Raw genomic sequence first — 19,567 nt, 5'->3', positions numbered from 1 at the left:
GGGCGGCGTCAGGCGGCGGGGGCGGACAGGGTCCTGAGGTGGTCCACCAGGGCCGCCGGGGTCGGGTGCTCGTACATCACGTCGGCGGCCAGCCGCGAGCCGAAGACGGCGCCGAGGCGCCCGCCCAGTTCCACGGCCGACAGGGAGGACATGCCCATGTCGAAGAACGGGACGTCGGCCTCCACCTCCTCGGCGGAGGCGTGCCCCAGGGCGACGGCCGTCTCGGTACGGACGACGTCGAGCGCGGCGGCCGTCCAGTCCTCGCCGGTCAGCCCGGCGAGACGCCGCCGGGCGGCCTCGACCCGGCCCTCGGTGCCCCCGTCCTCGGCGTCGGCGTCGCCGTCCGCCCCGGTCGGAGCCCCGTCGGAGACGGCGTCCCGCTCGCGGCGCCGCCAGGCGGCGAGCAGCGGCAGCACCTCGCCGAGGACGTCCCGCCCGGTGGTGCTGTCGACCTCCAGGGCCTTGGCGAGGGCGGACAGGTCACCGGCGTCCACGGCCTCCCAGAAGCCCGACTCGGCGGACGTACGGCTCGCCGCGGCGGGGGCGGCGGGCCGCTCGGGGGCGTCCGGCCAGTAGCGGCGGCGCTGGAAGGCGTACGTGGGCAGGTCGGCGCCGGCCGTGCCGGCCGCCGGCCCGTGGAAGGCGGCCCAGTCGACCCGGACGCCCCGGTTGTGGAGCTGGGCGAGAGCCGTCACCAGGGCCCGCTCCTCGCCGCGGTCGCGGCGCAGGACGGGCAGGAACGCGGCGCCGGAGGCCACCGAGTCCCGGCCCATGGCGGAGAGGACGGCGTCGGGGCCGAGCTCCAGGTACGTACGGACGCCCTGGTTCTCCAGAGAACCGACGATGTCGGCGAAGCGGACGGCGTCGCGGACGTGGTCCACCCAGTAGGACGGGGAGGTCACGTCGCCGGAGGCGACGACGACGGGGACGGCCGGGGCGGAGAAGGTGAGCCCCTCCACGACCTGCCGGAAGTCCTCCAGCATCGGGTCCATCAGCGGCGAGTGGAAGGCGTGCGAGACACGAAGACGCTTCGTCTTCACACCCTGCCCGCCCAGCGTCTCCGCGATCTCCAGAACGGTGGCCTCCGCACCGGAGATGACCACGGACAGCGGCCCGTTGACGGCGGCGACACCGACCTCGGCCTCACGGCCGACGAGGAACGGCAGGACCGTTTCCTCCGACGCCTGGACCGACACCATCGCACCGCCCGCCGGAAGCGCCTGCATCAGACGACCACGAGCCGTGACGAGCAGCGCCGCATCGGTCAGAGACAGCACACCCGCCACATGAGCAGCGGCGATCTCGCCCACCGAGTGACCCGCCAGGAAGTCCGGCCGGACACCCCACGACTCGACGAGACGGAACAGCGCCACCTCGACCGCGAACAGCGCGGCCTGCGTGTACTCCGTCCGGTCCAGTGCCTCGCCGTCCTCGTCGATCACCTCCCGGAGCGGGCGCTCCAGGTGGCGGTCCAGTTCGGCGCAGGTCGCGTCGAACGCCTCGGCGTAGACGGGGTGGAGGCCGTACAGCTCACTGCCCATCCCCGTGCGCTGGGCGCCCTGCCCCGTGAAGAGGAAGGCGAGGGCACCCGGAGCCGCCTCGTCCTGGACGACCTGGGCGGAGGGGGCCCCGGAGGCGAGGGCCTCCAGGCCGGCGAGGAGCTCCTCGTGGTCGCGTCCGACGACGGCCGCGCGGTGCTTGAACGCGGCGCGGGTGGTGGCCAGCGCGCGGGCCACCTCGGCCGGTGCGGCGCCGGGCCGCTCGGCGAGGTGGGCGCGCAGCCGCTCGGCCTGGGCGCGCAGGCCGCGCCGACCGCTCGCCGACAGCAGCCAGGGCACGTCGCCCGCGCGGGCGGGGGCCGTGGCGGTCGCCGGTTCGGCGGTGCGCGGGGCCTCTTCGAGGATGGTGTGGGCGTTGGTGCCGCTGATACCGAAGGAGGACACGGCCGCCCGGCGGGGGCGTCCGGTCTCCGGCCAGGGGCGGGCCTCGGTCAGGAGGCGCACGGCGCCCTCGGACCAGTCCACGTGCGGCGTCGGCTCGTCCACGTGCAGCGTCCGCGGCAGGACACCCTCCCGCATCGCCATGACCATCTTGATGATCCCGGCGACACCGGCGGCGGCCTGCGTGTGGCCGAGGTTGGACTTCAGGGAGCCCAGCCACAGGGGCTCGTCGGCCGGCCGGTCCTGGCCGTACGTGGCGAGCAGCGCCTGCGCCTCGATCGGGTCGCCCAGCGTCGTACCCGTACCGTGCGCCTCGACCGCGTCGACCTGGTCGGCGGACAGCCGGGCCCCGGCGAGCGCCTCCTGGATCAGGCGCTGCTGCGCCGGGCCGTTGGGGGCGGTCATGCCGTTGCTGGCACCGTCCTGGTTGACGGCCGAGCCACGCACCACGGCGAGGACCGGGTGCCCGTTGCGGCGCGCGTCGGACAGCCGCTCGACGAGCAGCACGCCCACGCCCTCGCTCCAGCCGGTGCCGTCGGCCGCGCCGGCGAAGGACTTGCACCGGCCGTCGGGGGCCAGACCGCTCTGCCGCCCGAAGTCGAGGAACGCGCCGGGCGTGGCCAGTACGGTGACGCCGCCGGCGAGGGCCATCGTGCAGTCGCCGTTGCGCAGCGCCTGCACGGCCAGGTGCAGGGCGACCAGCGACGACGAGCACGCGGTGTCCACCGTCATCGCCGGGCCCTCCAGCCCGAAGTGGTACGACACGCGCCCGGAGAGGACGCCGCCGGAGGTGCCGGTGCCGATGAAGCCGCCGACGTCCGCCTGCGTCCCGGTGAGATGGGAGACGTAGTCGTGGTACATGAGGCCGCCGAACACGCCGGTCCTGCTGCCGCGCACGGAGTGCGGGTCGATGCCGGCGCGCTCGAACGCCTCCCAGGACGTCTCCAGGAAGAGCCGCTGCTGGGGGTCCATCGCGAGGGCCTCGCGCGGCGAGATGCCGAAGAAGCCGGCGTCGAACTGGGCTGCGTCGTATAGGAATCCGCCCTTCTTCGTGTAGCCGTCGCCCATGGCGCGCAGCTCGGCCAGCGGCCAGTTGCGGTCCTCGGGGAAGCCGGAGACGGCGTCGCCGCCCTCGGCGACCAGGCGCCAGAGGTCCTCGGGGGAGGTCACGCCGCCGGGGAAGCGGCAGGCCATGGCGACGATCGCGATCGGCTCGTCGGCGCGCGACGCCGTGCGGACGCGCGCGGGCCGGGCGCCGCCGGCCGTCCCGGTGAGGCGGCCGTCCAGGTGCGCCGCGACGGCGGTCGGGTTGGGGTGGTCGAAGATGAGCGTGGCGGGCAGCCGCAGCCCGGTGGCGGCGGCCAGCCGGTTGCGGAACTCGACGGCGGTCAGCGAGTCGAAGCCGGTCTCGCCGAAGGCACGGTCCGGTTCGACGGCGGCCGGGCCGCTGTGCCCGAGGACCGCGGCGACCTGGGTGCGTACGAGGTCCAGCAGGATGCGGGCGCGCTCCTCGGTGGAGGCGTCCGCGAGGCTCTGCTCGAGGACCGAGGCCGAGGCGGAGCCGGCCTCGACCCGGCGGCGGGCGGGGACGCGCACGAGCCCGCGCAGCAGCGGGGGCACCGGGCCGCCGTCGGCCTGGGCGCGGTGGCCGGCGAGGTCCAGCTTGGCGGGGACGAGCACGGCGTCGCCGTCGGCGACGGCGGCGTCGAGGAGCGCGAGCCCCTCCGCCGAGGACAGCCCGCTCAGGCCGGACCGGTTCATGCGCTCCACGTCGGCGTCGTCGAGCCGGCCGGTGAGCCCGCTGCGCTCCTCCCACATGCCCCAGGCGAGGGAGACGCCGGGGAGTCCGAGGCCGCGGCGGTGCCGGGCGAGCGCGTCGGCGTAGGCGTTGGCCGCCGCGTAGTTGGCCTGTCCCGCGGCGCCGAAGACGCCGGCCGCCGACGAGAACAGCACGAACGCGCTCAGGTCGAGCCCGAGTTCGCGCGTGACCTCGTGGAGGACGCGGGCGGCCTCGGCCTTGGGCCGCAGGACGGTGTCGAGCCGCTCGGGGGTGAGGGAGTCGACGACGCCGTCGTCCAGGACGCCCGCCGTGTGCACGACGCCCGTGACGGGGTGCCGGCGCAGCAGGTCCGTGAGGGCCTCCCGGTCGGCGGCGTCGCAGGCCACGAGGGTCACGTCGGCGCCCAGGGCGGTGAGTTCGTCGCGGAGCCCGGCGGCGCCGGGCGCATCGGGGCCCCGGCGGCTGGTGAGGACCAGGCCGCGGACGCCGTGCTCGGCGACCAGGTGCCGGGCGACGAGGCCGCCGAGGGTACCGGTGGCACCGGTGACGAGCACCGGGCCCGTACCCCAGGGGGACACCGCCGGCTCCGTGGCGCGGGCGACGCGGTCCAGCCGCGGCACGCGCACCGTGCCCTCGCGCAGGGCCAGCTGCGGCTCGTCGGTGGCCAGCGCGGCGGCCAGCGCGTCGTACGAGCCGGCGGCGGCGTCCACGTCCAGCAGGACGAACCGGCCGGGGTGCTCCGACTGGGCCGAGCGCACCAGGCCCCACAGGGCGGCCTGGGCCGGGTCGGTCACCTCGGCGTCCTCGTCCGTGGCGACGGCGCCCCGGGTCACGACGACCAGGCGGGACGACGCGAACCGCTCGTCGGTGAGCCAGGACAGCACCCGGGCCAGGCCCTGGTGCGCGGTGGTGCGCAGGTCGGCGCCGGCCTCGGGGAAGACCAGCACGTCGCCCGACGGCTCGACCGTGTCGAAGCCGTCATGCACGTCGAGCCGCGCGTCCAGGTGCGTGTGGAGACCGGCGGGCACGGCGCCCACCGCCGTGAGGCGGCCGGTGTGCCCGGCGCCCAGGGGGGCGACGGGGACGGTGGGCCAGGCCACGCGGAACAGCGCGTCGTGGTGGACGGTACGGGCCGCCGTGAGCGCGGCGGCCGACGTCTGTCGCAGCGTCAGGGCCTCGGCGGAGGCGACGACGGTGCCGGTGGGGTCGGCGACGGTCACGGCGACCGCGCCGGTACCGGCGGGCGCGAGGCGCACCCGCAGCGCGGTGGCGCCGGACGCGCGCAGGGCCACGCCCTCCCAGGCGAACGGCAGCCACGGGCCGTCCCCGCCCTGCCGCGCACCGGGCAGCACCACGCCGAGGGTCAGCGGGTGCAGGGCGGCGTCCAGCAGCGCCGGGTGGAGGCCGAACCCGGCCGCGTCCACGCCCTCGGGCAGGGCGACCTCGGCGAACACCTCGTCGCCGCGCCGCCAGGCCCGGCGCAGGCCCTGGAAGGCGGGCCCGTAGGTCATGCCCGCACCGGCGAGGCCGTCGTAGAACCCGTCCAGGGCGAGGGGGTCGGCATCGGCGGGCGGCCAGGCGCCCGTCTCGAAGGCGGTCTTGGGCGCGGCGGGGGCCAGGACGCCGGTGGCGTGCCGGGTCCACGGCTCGTCGGCCGCGACGTCCTCGGCCCGGGAGTGGACGGTGAGGGTACGGTGCCCGGCCTCGTCGGGGGTGCCCACGGCGATCTGGAGGTGGATGCCGCCGCGTTCGGGCAGCACCAGCGGCGCCTCCAGGGTCAGCTCCTCGACCAGCGCGCAACCGACCTCGTCACCGGCACGGACGGCCAGCTCGACGAACGCCGTACCCGGCACGAGGACCGCACCCGCCACCTGGTGATCCACCAGCCAGCCGTGCGTCGCACGCGACAACCGGCCCGTCAGCAGCACACCCTCACCATCGGCCAGCACCACCGCCGCACCCAGCAGCGGATGACCGGCCGAACCCAGGCCCGCCGACGTCACGTCACCGGTCGACGCGACCGCCTTCGGCCAGTAGCGCTCACGCTGGAACGCGTAAGCCGGAAGATCCACACGAGGACCCGCGTCACGACCACCGAACACCCCATTCCAGTCCACATGGACGCCACGGGCGTGGGCCTCGCCGAGCGAGACCATGAACCGCTCCGGGCCGCCCTCGTCACGCCGCAGGGTGCCCAGCACCACCGCGTCCGTGCCGTCGAGCGTCTCCTGCACCGGAACCGTCAGCACCGGGTGGGCGCTGACCTCGATGAAGGCACCGAAGCCCTGTGCGGACAGCGCCGTGACGGCGTCCGCGAGCCCGACGGTCTGCCGCAGGTTGCGGTACCAGTACTCGGCGTCGGTGACGGCACCGGACAGCCACTCCCCCGTCACCGTCGAGAAGAACGGCACCTGGGGGGCCAGCGGGGTCACCGGGGCGAGGAGCTCCAGCAGCCGCTCGTGGATCTCCTCCACCTGCGCCGAGTGCGACGCGTAGTCGACGGGGATGCGACGGGCGCGGACGCCGTCGGCCTCGCAGCGGGCCATCAGCTCGTCGAGAGCCGCCACCTCGCCCGAGACGACCACGGACGACGGGCCGTTGACCGCGGCCACCGACAGACGGTCGCCCCAGGTCGCGAGCCGTTCCCGCACCTCGGTCACCGGCAGGGGCACGGACACCATGCCGCCGCGCCCGGCCAGCACCCCGAGGGCCTGGCTGCGCAGCGCCACCACGCGCGCACCGTCCTCCAGGGACAACGCACCCGCGACCACAGCGGCAGCGATCTCACCCTGCGAATGACCCACCACGGCCGACGGCACGACACCGTACGAACGCCACACCTCGGCCAGGGACACCATCACGGCCCACAGAGCGGGCTGGACGACATCCACCCGGTCGAAACCAGGAGCACCCTCGGCACCGCGCAGGACGTCGGTCAGCGACCAGTCCACGAACGGGGTCAGCGCACGCTCACACGCCGCCACCCGCTCCGCGAACACCTCGTTCGACTCCAGCAGACCGACAGCCATCCCCACCCACTGCGAACCCTGACCCGGGAACACGAAGGCGGTCTCGCCCGTGGCGACCGCGGTGCCCTCGGCGAGCCGGGGGGCGGGGAGGCCCTCGGCGAGGGCCTTGAGGCCCGCGAGGAGCTGGTCGCGGTCGGAGCCGACGACCACGGCACGGCGCTCCAGGGCGCCGCGCGTCGTGGCCAGGGCGCGTCCGACGTCGACGGGGTCCAGCGACGGGCGGGCCTCGGCGAACTCCGCCAGCCGCGCCGCCTGGGCGCGCAGCGCACCGGCACCGCGCGCCGACACCACCCACGGCACCGCACCGCCGGCGACGCGCGGCGCCTCGACGGCCTCCGCGGGCTCCTCGGCCGGCGCCTCCTCCAGGATGAGGTGGGCGTTGGTGCCGCTGATACCGAAGGACGAGACACCGGCACGACGCGGCTCGCCGGCCGTCGCCCACGGGCGGGCCTCGGTGAGCAGCTCCACCGCACCCGCCGACCAGTCGACGTGGGACGTCGGCTCGTCGACGTGGAGCGTCTGCGGAAGGACGCCGGCGCGCATGGCCATGACCATCTTCATGACGCCCGCGATGCCGGCGGCGGCCTGGGCGTGGCCGATGTTGGACTTCAGCGAGCCCAGCCACAGGGGCCGGCCCTCGGGCCGGTCCTGACCGTAGGCGGCGATGAGGGCCTGGGCCTCGATCGGGTCGCCGAGCTTGGTGGCGGTGCCGTGCGCCTCGACGGCGTCGACGTGCTCGGCGGAGAGCCGGGCGTTGGCGAGCGCGGCACGGATGACGCGCTGCTGCGCCGGGCCGTTGGGCGCCGTCAGACCGTTCGAAGCGCCGTCCTGGTTGATGGCGGAGCCACGGATGACCGCCAGCACGCGGTGACCGTTCTTCCGCGCGTCGGAGAGCCGCTCGACGAGGACGACGCCGACGCCCTCGGCGAAGCCGGTGCCGTCCGCGGCCTCGGCGAAGGCCCGGCAGCGGCCGTCGGGGGCCAGGCCGCGCAGCTTGCCGAAGTCCATGAACTGGCCGGGGGTGGAGATGACGGTGACGCCACCGGCGACGGCCATCGTGCACTCGCCGTTGCGCAGCGCCTGGACGGCCAGGTGGAGGGCCACCAGCGACGACGAGCAGGCGGTGTCGACGGTGACCGCCGGGCCCTCCAGGCCCAGCACGTACGACACACGGCCCGACACGACGCTGCCGCCGACGCCGGTCATCAGATAGCCCTTGGCGGCCTCCGGGGCGCGCTGGATGACCGAGACGTAGTCGGCGCTGTTGGCGCCCATGAAGACGCCGGTGCGGCTGCCCCGCAGGGTGGCGGGGTCGATGCCGGCGTGCTCCAGGGCGTGCCAGGACGACTCGAGCACGAGGCGCTGCTGGGGGTCCATGGAGACGGCCTCGCGCGGCGAGATGCCGAAGAACCCGGCGTCGAACTCCGTCGCGTCGTGGACGAAGCCACCGTCGCGGACGGAGGCGGAACCACCCCCGCCGTCGACGTCGTACATCTTCTCCAGGTCCCAGCCGCGGTCGGTGGGCAGCCCGGAGATGCCGTCGCCGCCGGTGGCGACGAGGTCCCACAGCTCCTCGGGGGAGGTGACGCCGCCGGGGTAGCGGCAGGCCATGCCGACGATCGCGATCGGCTCCCGGGAGCGGTCCTCGACGTCGCGCAGCCGCTGCCGGGTCTGGTGCAGGTCGCCCGCGACCTTCTTGAGGTAGTCGACCAGTTTCTGTTCGTTGGACTCGTTGGTGGTCATGTTCCGTCGCCCTCCCTGTGAGCGTGTGGCGGTGGTCAGAAGAGGCCGAGCTCGTTGTCGATGAAGCTGAGGACTTCGTCGGCGGTGGTCGCCGACTCGAGCCGGGTGCTCGCGTCCTCGGTACCGGCGGGGGCGTGCCGGTCCTTCCACTCCGACAGCAGGGCTTGCAGACGAGAAGTGATCTCCGCGTGGGCGGCGGCGTCGTCCGAGGCGCCGCTGGACGCCAGGGTGACGGCCAGCCGATCGAGTTCGCCGAGCACGGCGACGGACGGGTCGGTCTCCTCCGGCACCAGCGCCTGCCGCAGGTACGCGGCGAGGGCGGCGGGCGTCGGGTAGTCGAAGACCAGGGTGGCGGGCAGCCGCAGCCCGGTGGCGGCGCCCAGCCGGTTCCGGAGCTCGACGGCGGTCAGCGAGTCGAAGCCGATCTCGTTGAAGGCGCGCCCGCCCTCCACGGCCTCGGGCCCGGCGTGGCCGAGCACGGCCGCCGCCTGGGTCCGGACGAAGGTCAGCAGGACCCGCTCGCGGTCCGCCTCGGGCGTGGCCGCCAGCGTCTGCTGGAAGCCCTCGGCGGCCTGCGCGCCGGCCTCCAGGGCCCGGCGCGAGGGACCGCGGACGAGGCCGCGCAGCAGGGGCGGCACCATGTCCGCCGACGGCACCCGGCGGAACGCCGCCAGGTCCAGGCGGACCGGGACCAGCAGCGCCTCGTCGAGGCCCGCCGCCAGGTCGTACAGCGCCAGACCGGTCTCCGAGGTGAGGGGCCGGACGCCCGAGCGGCGCATCCGCAGCACGTCCGCCTCGTCCATCTGCCCGGTCATGCCGCTGGTCTGGGCCCACAGGCCCCAGGCCAGGGAGGTGGCGGGCAGGCCGAGGGCCCGCCGGTGGTGGGCGAGGGCGTCCAGGAACACGTTGGCCGCGGCGTAGTTGCCCTGGCCCGGGCCGCCGAAGACGCCCGCCGCGCCGGAGAACAGCACGAAGTGGCGCAGATCGAGGTCGCGGGTCAGCTCGTGGAGGTTCCACGCCGCGTCGGCCTTGGGCCGGAACACGGTGGCGATCCGCTCCGGGTCGAGCGACTCGATGACACCGTCGTCGAGGACACCGGCGGTGTGCACGACACCGGTGAGCGGGTGCTCGTCCGGTACGGAGGCCAGCAGCGCCGCCAGCGCCTCACGGTCGGCCGCGTCGCAGGCCGCGACGGTCACGGTCGCTCCGAGAGCGGTCAGCTCCTCGCACAGCTCGGCCGCGCCCGGCGCGTCGGCGCCCCGGCGGCTGGTGAGCAGCAGGTGGCGTACGCCGTGCTCGGTGACCAGGTGACGGGCCAGCAGCCCGCCGAGGGTGCCGGTGCCGCCGGTGACGAGGACGGTGCCCTCCGGGTCGGCCCCGGCCGGCATGGTCAGGACGACCTTGCCGACGTGCTGGGCCTGCGCCAGGTGACGGAACGCCTCCGGCGCCCGCCGTACGTCCCAGCAGGTCACCGGGAGCGGGCGCAGCCCCGCGGAGTCGACCAGGCGGACGGCGTCGGCCAGCACCTGACCGTTGGCCTGCGGGCCGGCCTCACTGAGGTCGAAGGTCCAGTACTCCACGCCCGGGTACCAGCCGGCGACCTCGTCGGCCTCGCGGACGTCGACCTTGCCCATCTCGACGAACCGGCCGCCCCGCGGCAGCAGACGGAGCGAGGCGTCGACGAACTCGCCGGTGAGCGAGTCGAGGACGACGTCCATGCCCTCGCCGCCGGTGGCGTCGAGGAACTGCTGCTCGAAGTCGAGGGTGCGGGAGTTGGCGATGTGGGCGTCGTCCAGACCCAGCGCCCGCAGGGTGTCCCACTTGCCGGGGCTCGCCGTTCCGTACACCTCGGCACCAAGGTGCTGGGCCAGCTGCACGGCGGCCATACCGACACCACCGGCCGCGGCGTGGATCAGCACCTTCTCGCCCGCCTGGAGATCGGCGAGTTCGACGAGGGCGTGGTACGCGGTGGAGAAGACGATGGGCGCGCCGGCGGCCTCCTCGAAGGTCCAGTCGCCGGGCATGTGGGCGAGCATGCGGTGCTCGGCCACGGCCACCGGACCGAACGCCTTCGGGAAGATGCCCATCACCCTGTCGCCGGGGGCGAACCGGGTGACGCCCGGGCCGGTCTCCAGGACCACGCCCGCGCCCTCGCCACCGATGGAACCGGTACCGGGGTACATGTCGAGCGCCATGAGGGCGTCGCGGAAGTTCATTCCGGCCGCCCGCACCGCGAGCCGCACCTGACCCTCGCCGAGCGGCGCGACCGCCTCCGCGGCGGGCACGAGCGCCAGGTTCTCCAGCGTGCCGCGCGCCGTGAGGTCGAGCCGCCAGGCGGCGGCGTCGGCCGGCGGAGCCAGCTCCTGGGAGGCGGCGGGACGGGCCAGCCGCGGCGCGTACACCTCACCGTCCCGTACGGCGATCTGCGGCTCACCGGCGACGGCCAGCGCACCGGCCAGCGCGGCGGCGGAGGACTCCGCGCCGTCGATGTCCAGCAGCGCGAACCGGCCCGGGTTCTCCGTCTGGGCCGAGCGGACCAGACCCCAGACGGGCGCGTGCGTCAGGTCGGTGGTCTCCTCGCCGGCCGGCGCGCTGACGGCGCCGCGGGTGACGACGGCCAGCCGCGCCTCGGCGAACCGCTCGTCGGCCAGCCAGTCCTGCGCCACGGCCAGGACGCGGGCCACGGCGGCACGGGACGCCTCCGGCTGTCCCGCCACCGGCCCGGCGACGGACGGGCAGCCCAGCAGCACCACGTCGGGCACGGGCGCCCCGGCGGCCACGGCCTCACCGGCGGCGGCCAGGTCCGCGTAGGCCTCGGCGCGGATGCCGGACGCCTTCAGCGCGGCACCCAGGCCCAGCTCGTCGGCGCCCAGCAGCGCGTAACGGACCGCGCCGGAGGGCTTCTCCGTCGCGATGCCGCTCCACAGGAGCCGGAACATGGCGTCCGCGCCGGCGTTCCGCGCCGCGCCGAGCGCGTCGGCGGACATGGGCCGCAGGCTCAGCGACGCCGCCGAGGCGACGACGGTGCCGGCGGGGTCGGCGACGGTCACGGCGACCGCGCCGGTCCCGGCGGGCGCGAGGTGCACCCGCAGCGCGGTGGCGCCGGACGCGCGCAGGGCCACGCCCTCCCAGGCGAACGGCAGCCACGGGCCGCCGCCGTCCCGACCCGCGTCCGGCAGGACCACGCCCAGGGTCAGCGGGTGCAGGGCCGCGTCCAGCAGCGCCGGGTGGAGGCCGAACCCGGACGCGTCCACGCCCTTGGGCAGGGCTACGTCGGCGAAGAGCTCGTCGCCGCGACGCCACACGGTACGGACGCCCTGGAAGGCGGGCCCGTACGTCATACCGACGCCCGCGAGGCCGTCGTAGAACGCGTCCAGGGGGAGAGCCTCCGCGTCGGCGGGCGGCCAGGCGCCGGCCCCCGCGAAGGGGGCGCCGGCGGCGGACTCCTCGGCGAGGAGACCGGTCGCGTGCCGCGTCCAGGACTCGTCCTCGGCGGCGTCCTCGGCACGGGAGAACACGTCGAGCGTGCGACGGCCGGTGCCGTCGTCCGCGCCCACCTTCAACTGGAGGTGGATGCCACCGCGTTCGGGCAGCACCAGCGGCGCTTCAAGGGTCAGCTCCTCGACGAGCGCGCAACCGACCTCGTCACCGGCACGGACGGCCAGCTCGACGAACGCGGTGCCCGGTACGAGGACCGAGCCGGCCACCTGGTGGTCCACCAGCCAGCCGTGCGTCGCACGCGACAACCGGCCCGTGAGCAGCACACCCTCACCGTCGGCCAGCACCACCGCCGCACCCAGAAGGGGGTGGCCGGCCGAACCGAGGCCGGCGGAGGTGACGTCACCGGTGCCGGAGGACGGCTTGGGCCAGTAGCGCTCGCGCTGGAAGGCGTAGGTCGGCAGGCCGACGTGCTGACGGGGGCCACGACGGCCACCGAACACGGCGGTCCAGTCGAGGGCGATGCCGCGGGTATGGGCCTCGGCCAGCGAGGTCATGAACCGCTCCGGGCCGCCCTCGTCACGCCGCAGGGTGCCCAGCACCACCGCGTCCGTGCCCTCCAGGGTCTCCTGCACCGGAACCGTCAGCACCGGATGGGCACTGACCTCTATGAAGGCACCGAAGCCCTGCTGAGCCAGGGACGACACGGCGTCGGCGAGCTCGACCGTCTGACGCAGATTGCGGTACCAGTACGCGGCATCGGTCACCGCACCGGACAGCCACTCCCCCGTCACCGTCGAGAAGAACGGGACCTCGGGCGTGAGCGGGGTGACCGGGGCCAGCTCGGACGCCAGCCGCTCCTCGATCTCCTCCACCGCCGCCGAGTGCGACGCGTAGTCGACGGGGATACGACGGGCTCGGATGTTCTCCGCCTCGCAGTGCGTCATCAGCTCGTCGAGAGCCGACACCTCACCCGAAACGACCACCGACGACGGACCGTTCACGGCGGCGACGGACACACGACCGTCCCAGCGCGAGACGAGCTCCCGCACCTCGGCCACCGGCAGCGGCACCGACACCATGCCACCACGGCCCGCGATCTCCAGCAGCGCACGCGACCGCAGCGCCACCACGCGCGCACCGTCCTCCAGGGACAACGCACCGGACACCACAGCAGCCGCGATCTCACCCTGCGAATGACCCACCACGGCCGACGGCACGACACCGTACGAACGCCACACCTCGGCCAGGGAGACCATCACGGCCCACAGAGCGGGCTGGACGACATCCACCCGGTCGAAACCAGGAGCACCCTCGGCACCGCGCAGGACGTCGGTGAGCGACCAGTCCACGAACGGCTCCAGCGCACGCTCACACGCCGCCAGCCGCTCCGCGAACACCTCGTTCGACTCCAGCAGACCGACAGCCATCCCCACCCACTGCGAACCCTGACCCGGGAACACGAAGGCGACCTTGCTCATGTCCCCGGCGCCGGGGGCGGGAGCGCCCTCGACGAGGCCGGGGGCAGGGGTGCCCGTGGCCAGGGCGGTGAGCCGGGCCAGGAGCTCGTCGCGGTCGGAACCGACGACCACCGCGCGGTGGTCGAGGGCCGCGCGGGTCGTGGCCAGGGCGAGGCCGACGTCCACCGGGTCCAGCGACGGCCGGCCCTCGACGAACTCGACCAGCCGCGCCGCCTGGGCGCGCAGCGCACCGGCACCGCGCGCCGACACCACCCACGGCACCACACCGACGGCCGCGTCTCCGCCGTCCTGAGGCGCCTCCGCTGGCTCCTCGGCCGGCGCCTCCTCCAGGATCACGTGGGCGTTCGTCCCGCTGAAGCCGAAGGACGAGACGCCGGCACGACGCGGCTCGCCGGCCGCCGGCCAGGGGCGGGCCTCGGTGAGCAGCTCCACCGCACCCGCCGACCAGTCGACGTGCGGGGTGGGCTCGTCGATGTGCAGGGTCCGCGGGAGCTGGTTCCCGCGCAGGGCGAGCACCATCTTCATGACGCCGGCGACACCGGCGGCGGCCTGGGTGTGGCCGATGTTGGACTTGATCGAGCCGAGGTACAGCGGACGGTCCTCGGGACGGTCCTGGCCGTACGTGGCCAGCAGCGCCTGGGCCTCGATCGGGTCGCCCAGCGTCGTACCCGTACCGTGCGCCTCGACGACGTCGACGTCGCCGGTGGTGAGGCGGGCGTTGGCGAGCGCCTGCCGGATGACGCGCTGCTGGGACGGGCCGTTGGGGGCCGTCAGGCCGTTCGAGGCGCCGTCCTGGTTGATGGCCGAGCCACGGACCACGGCCAGCACCTGGTGGCCGTTCTTCCGCGCGTCGGACAGCCGCTCGACGAGCAGCATGCCGACGCCCTCGGCCCAGTTGGTGCCGTCGGCGGCACCGGCGAAGGCCTTGGAGCGGCCGTCGGCGGCGAGGCCGCGCAGGCGGCTGAACTCGACGAACGTGCGCGGGGTGGCCATCGCGGTGACGCCGCCGGCGAACGCGAGGGAGCACTCGCCCTGGCGCAGGGCCTGCACGGCCTGGTGGAGGGCCACCAGCGACGACGAGCAGGCCGTGTCGACGGTGACCGCCGGGCCCTCCAGGCCCAGCACGTACGACACACGGCCCGACACGACGCTGTAGGCGTTTCCGGTGCCGACGAAGCCTTCGGAGCCCTCCGCGTCGTCGGTGAAGTAGAACATGTAGTCGTTGTTGTTCGTACCGAGGTAGACACCGGTACGGCTGCCGCGCAGGGTGCCGGGGTCGATGCCCGCATCCTCCAGGGCCTCCCAGGCGGTCTCCATGACGATGCGCTGCTGGGGGTCCATGGCGAGGGCCTCGCGCGGCGAGATGCCGAAGAACCCGGCGTCGAACCCGGTGAGGCCGGTCACGAAGCCGCCTTCGCGGACGTAGCTGGTCCCGGGGTGGTCGGGGTCGGGGTCGTAGAGGCCCTCGAGGTCCCAGCCGCGGTCCTCGGGGAGCGGGCCGATGGCGTCGGTGCCGTCCGCGAGGAGCCGCCAGAGGGCCTCGGGCGAGTCGGCGCCGCCCGGGAAACGGCAGGACATGCCGACGATGGCGATGGGCTCGTCGTCGACGGCCGTCACCAGGACGGGTCCCGAGCCGTCGGCGCCGGCGGTGCCGAGCAGTTCGTCCCGCAGGTGTCCGGCCAGCGCGAGGGGGCTGGGGAAGTCGAAGACGAGGGTGGCGGGGAGCCGGAGCCCGGTCACCGCGCCCAGGCGGTTGCGGAGTTCGACGGCGGAGAGGGAGGAGAAGCCGAGGTCCTTGAAGGCGCGGTTCGGCGGTACGGCGTCGGAGGACGCGTAGGCCAGGACGAGGGCGATCTCCGTGCGCACCAGGTCGAGCAGGACGCGCTCCTGCTCGGGCGCGGCGAGCCCGGCGAGCCGGCCGCGGAGTCCGTCCGCCTGGCCGGTGCCGGCCGCCGCCGTCGCGGAGGCCTCGTCGAGGAGGCGCCGGACCTCGGGCAGGTCGTCGAAGAGGGGGTTGGGCCGGGCCGCGGTGAGGGCCGGGTGGTAGCGCGTCCAGTCGATGTCGGCGACGGTAAGCGTCGCCTCGTCCTGGGCGAGGGCCTTCTCGAGCTCGTCCAGGGCGGGTTCGGCGGCCATCGGCGGCATGCCGGCCTGGCGCAGCCGGGCCTCGAGCTCGGCGTCGCCGCCCATGCCGTCGCCGGCCCAGGGGCCCCAGGCGATGGCGGTGGCGGGCAGGCCGTCGGCGCGGCGCCGCTCGGCCAGCGCGTCCAGGTGGGCGTTGGCGGCGGCGTAGTTGGCCTGGCCCGCGTTGCCGAGGACGCCGGCGGCGGAGGAGAAGAGGACGAAGGCCTCGAGGTCGAGACCGAGGGTCAGCTCGTGGAGGTTCCGGGCCGCGTCGACCTTGGGGCCGAGCACGGCGGCGAACCGCTCGGGGGTGAGGGAGTCGATGACGCCGTCGTCCAGGACGCCGGCGGTGTGCACGACGCCGGTGACGGGGTGTTCCGCGAGGAGGGCGGCCAGGGCGTCGCGGTCGGCGGCGTCGCAGGCGGCGACGGTGACGTCCGCGCCGAGCGCGGTCAGCTCGTCGCGCAGCTCGGCCGCGCCGGGGGCTTCGAGGCCGCGGCGCGAGGCCAGGACGAGTCCGCTCACACCGCGGGCGACCAGGCGGCGGGCGACGTGCGCGCCGAGCGCGCCGGTGCCGCCGGTGATCAGGTAGGTCCCGGTGGCCGGCAGACCGCCCTCGGGAAGGGGCCGCGGTTCCGAGGCGCGGACGAGTCGGCGGGCGTGGACACCGGACGCACGCAGCGCCACCTGGTCCTCACCACCGGCCCCCGACAACACACCCAGCAACCGCGCCGCGACACGCTCATCAGCCACCTCGGGCAGGTCGATCAGACCGCCCCACAGCTGCGGATACTCCAGCGCCGCCACACGACCCAGACCCCACACACCAGCCTGCGCCACATCAACCACACGCTCAGCGGCACCCACCGAAACAGCACCACAGGTCGCCGCCCACAACGGGACAGCGATCCCTACATCACCCAGCCCCTGGACAACAGCCGCTGACAAGAGCACGCCCGACGACGAGTCCAGACCGACGAACGACAACACACCACCGTCGACCGCACCCGCCTCGACACCAGCCTCCGCCAGAGCACCACCCACACGCCCCGCCAGAGCCTCACGCCCCACACACCCCTCATCAACCACCGCGCACACCACACGCACACCAACACCCTCAAGCGCCGCCACCGCAGCACCCACCCACACATGCCCCACAGCCTCCGGAGACACCACCACCAACCACGTCCCCGAGGGGGCGGGTCCGGCGGGCTCGGCGACGGGACGCCAGGTGGCGCGGTAGCGCCGGCCGGTCTCCTTGACCGGGGCCTCGCCGTAGAGAGCGGCCGTGCTGTCGATCCAGTAGCGCTGGTGCTGGAAGGCGTACGTGGGCAGCTCGACGCGGCGGGCGCCGTACGGGGCGAAGAAGGCCGCCCAGTCGACGGTCGCACCACGGGTGTGGAGCCGGCCCAGGGCCTCCACTGCGGCCTGCTCCTCCTCGCGGTCCTTGCGCAGGACCGGGACGAAGGCGGCGGCGTCGATGTCGCCGTCGGCGAGGCAGTCCGGGCCCATGGCGGACAGGACGGCGTCCGGACCGAGCTCCAGGAACGTACGGGCGCCCTGGTTCTCCAGAGAACCGACGATGTCGGCGAAGCGTACGGCGTCGCGGATGTGGCCGACCCAGTAGGAGGGAGAGGTCACCTCACCGGAGGCGACGACGACCGGGACGGACGGGGCCGAGAAGGTCAGGCCCTCCACCACACGGCGGAAGTCCTCCAGCATCGGGTCCATGAGCGGCGAGTGGAACGCGTGCGAGACACGAAGACGCTTGGTCTTGACGCCATCGGCGGCCAGCGCCTCGGCGATCTCGACAACGGCGGCTTCGGCACCGGAGACGACGACGGACAGCGGCCCGTTGACGGCGGCGATACCGACCTCGGCCTCGCGACCAGCCAGCAGCGGCAGGACCGTTTCCTCCGAGGCCTGGACGCTGACCATCGCGCCGCCCTCGGGCAGCGCCTGCATCAGACGTCCACGAGCCGCCACCAGCCGAGCGGCGTCGGCCAGCGACAGCACACCCGCCACGTGCGCGGCGGCGATCTCACCGACCGAGTGACCCGCCAGGAACGCGGGTCGCACGCCCCACGACTCGACGAGGCGGTACAGCGCCACCTCGACCGCGAAGAGAGCAGCCTGCGTGCAGACGGTCCGGTCCAGGGCCTCGGCGTCGCCGTCGATCACCTCGGCGAGCGGGCGCCCGAGCTCCAGGTGGGCGTCCAGCTCGGCGCAGGCGGCCGCGAAGGCCTCGGCGAACGCCGGGAACGCGGCACGGAGTTCACGCCCCATCCCGACCCGCTGCGAGCCCTGACCGGTGAAGAGCACCGCGAGCTTGCCGCCCGCCGTCTCACCCAGGGTCACGCCCGGCGCCGACTCGCCGCGCGCGAGGGCCCGTACGCCCGCCACCAGGGCTTCGGTGTCCGAGCCGGTGACGACGGCGCGGTGTTCCCAGGCGGTGCGGGAGCAGGCCAGGGAGTAGGCCGTGTCGGCCGGTACGGCATCGGAGGGCGCGGTCCGGGTCCACGACAGCAGGCGCTCGGCCTGGGCCTTCAGGGCGTCCTCGGTCCGCCCGGACAGCACCCAGGGCACCACGCCGGCGGTACGGACCGGCTCGCCCGGCTCGTCGCCCGCGGGCACGGGCGCGGGCGCCTGCTCCAGGATGACGTGCGCGTTGGTGCCGCTGATGCCGAACGACGACACGGCGGCGCGGCGCGGCCGGTCGGCGGCCGGCCAGTCCTTCCGCTCGGTGAGCAGCTCGACCGCGCCGGCGGACCAGTCCACGTGGGTGGACGGCTCGTCGACGTGGAGGGTCCGCGGGAGGACGCCCTCGCGCATCGCCATGACCATCTTGATGATGCCGGCGACACCGGCGGCGGCCTGGGTGTGGCCGATGTTGGACTTGATCGAGCCGAGGTACAGCGGACGGTCCTCGGGACGGTCCTGGCCGTACGTGGCCAGCAGCGCCTGCGCCTCGATCGGGTCGCCCAGCGTCGTACCCGTACCGTGCGCCTCGACGGCGTCGATCTGGTCGGTGGCGAGGCCGGCGTCGACGAGTGCCTGGCGGATGACGCGCTGCTGGGAGGGGCCGTTGGGGGCGGTGAGGCCGTTCGAAGCACCGTCCTGGTTGACGGCCGAGCCGCGGATGACCGCCAGCACGGGGTGGCCGTTCCGGCGCGCGTCGGAGAGCCGCTCGACGAGGAGCACGCCGACGCCCTCGCCCCAGCCGGTGCCGTCGGCGGCGTCGGCGAAGGACTTGCAGCGGCCGTCGGCGGAGAGCCCGCGCTGGCGGCTGAACTCGACGAACGTGCCCGGCGTGGCCATCACGGTGACGCCGCCGGCGAGGGCGAGCGTGCACTCGCCCTTGCGCAGCGCCTGGACGGCCAGGTGGAGGGCGACCAGCGACGACGAGCACGCCGTGTCGACGGTCACCGCGGGGCCTTCGAGGCCGAAGGTGTAGGCGACGCGGCCGGAGACGAGGCTTCCGGAGCTCTGGTTGCCCGCGTAGTCGTGGTACATCAGGCCGGCGAAGACGCCGGTCCGGCTGCCCTGGAGGGTCGCCGGGTCGATGCCCGCCCGCTCGAAGACCTCCCACGACGTCTCCAGCAGCAGGCGCTGCTGGGCGTCCATGGTGGGGGCCTCGCGCGGGCTGATCCCGAAGAACGTGGGGTCGAACTCGGCGGCGTCGTGCAGGAATCCGCCCTGGCGGGTGTAGCTGGTGCCCTCGCGCGCGGTGTCGGGGTCCGGGTCGTAGAGGGTCTCCACGTCCCAGCCGCGGTCCACGGGGAACTCGGTGATCCCGTCCGTCCCCGAGGCGACGAGCCGCCACAGTTCCTCGGGCGAGGTGACCCCGCCCGGGTAACGGCAGCTCATCGCGACGACGGCTATCGGCTCGTGCTCCTTCTCCTCGGTCTCCCGCAGGCGCTCACGGGCCTGGTGCAGGTCGGTGGTGACCCGCTTGAGGTATTCGCGGAGCTTGTCCTCGTTCGCCATGTGTTGCCGTCCTCCTCGGGGCAGCCGCTCGTTCGCGTCAGCCAC

Annotated in this window: 1 protein-coding gene and 1 pseudogene; both read right to left on the bottom strand. The window is 74.7% G+C overall.

From position 1 onward, the window contains the following. Positions 1–47 precede the first annotated feature (47 nt). Positions 48–8,444: pseudogene (locus AC07BS_RS04335) on the bottom strand (type I polyketide synthase); the annotation flags it as partial. An 83-nt stretch (positions 8,445–8,527) separates the two neighbouring features. Further along, on the bottom strand, positions 8,528–19,522 hold the full coding sequence (locus AC07BS_RS04330) for an SDR family NAD(P)-dependent oxidoreductase (RefSeq protein WP_478930135.1): 10,995 nt from the start codon (positions 19,520–19,522) through the stop codon (positions 8,528–8,530). Positions 19,523–19,567: the final 45 nt, after the last annotated feature.

The sequence above is a fragment of the Streptomyces sp. NPDC044063 genome (assembly GCF_056434285.1).
The sequence above is the reverse complement of the archived record's forward strand: the minus strand, read 5'-3'. Positions and strand labels throughout refer to the sequence as shown.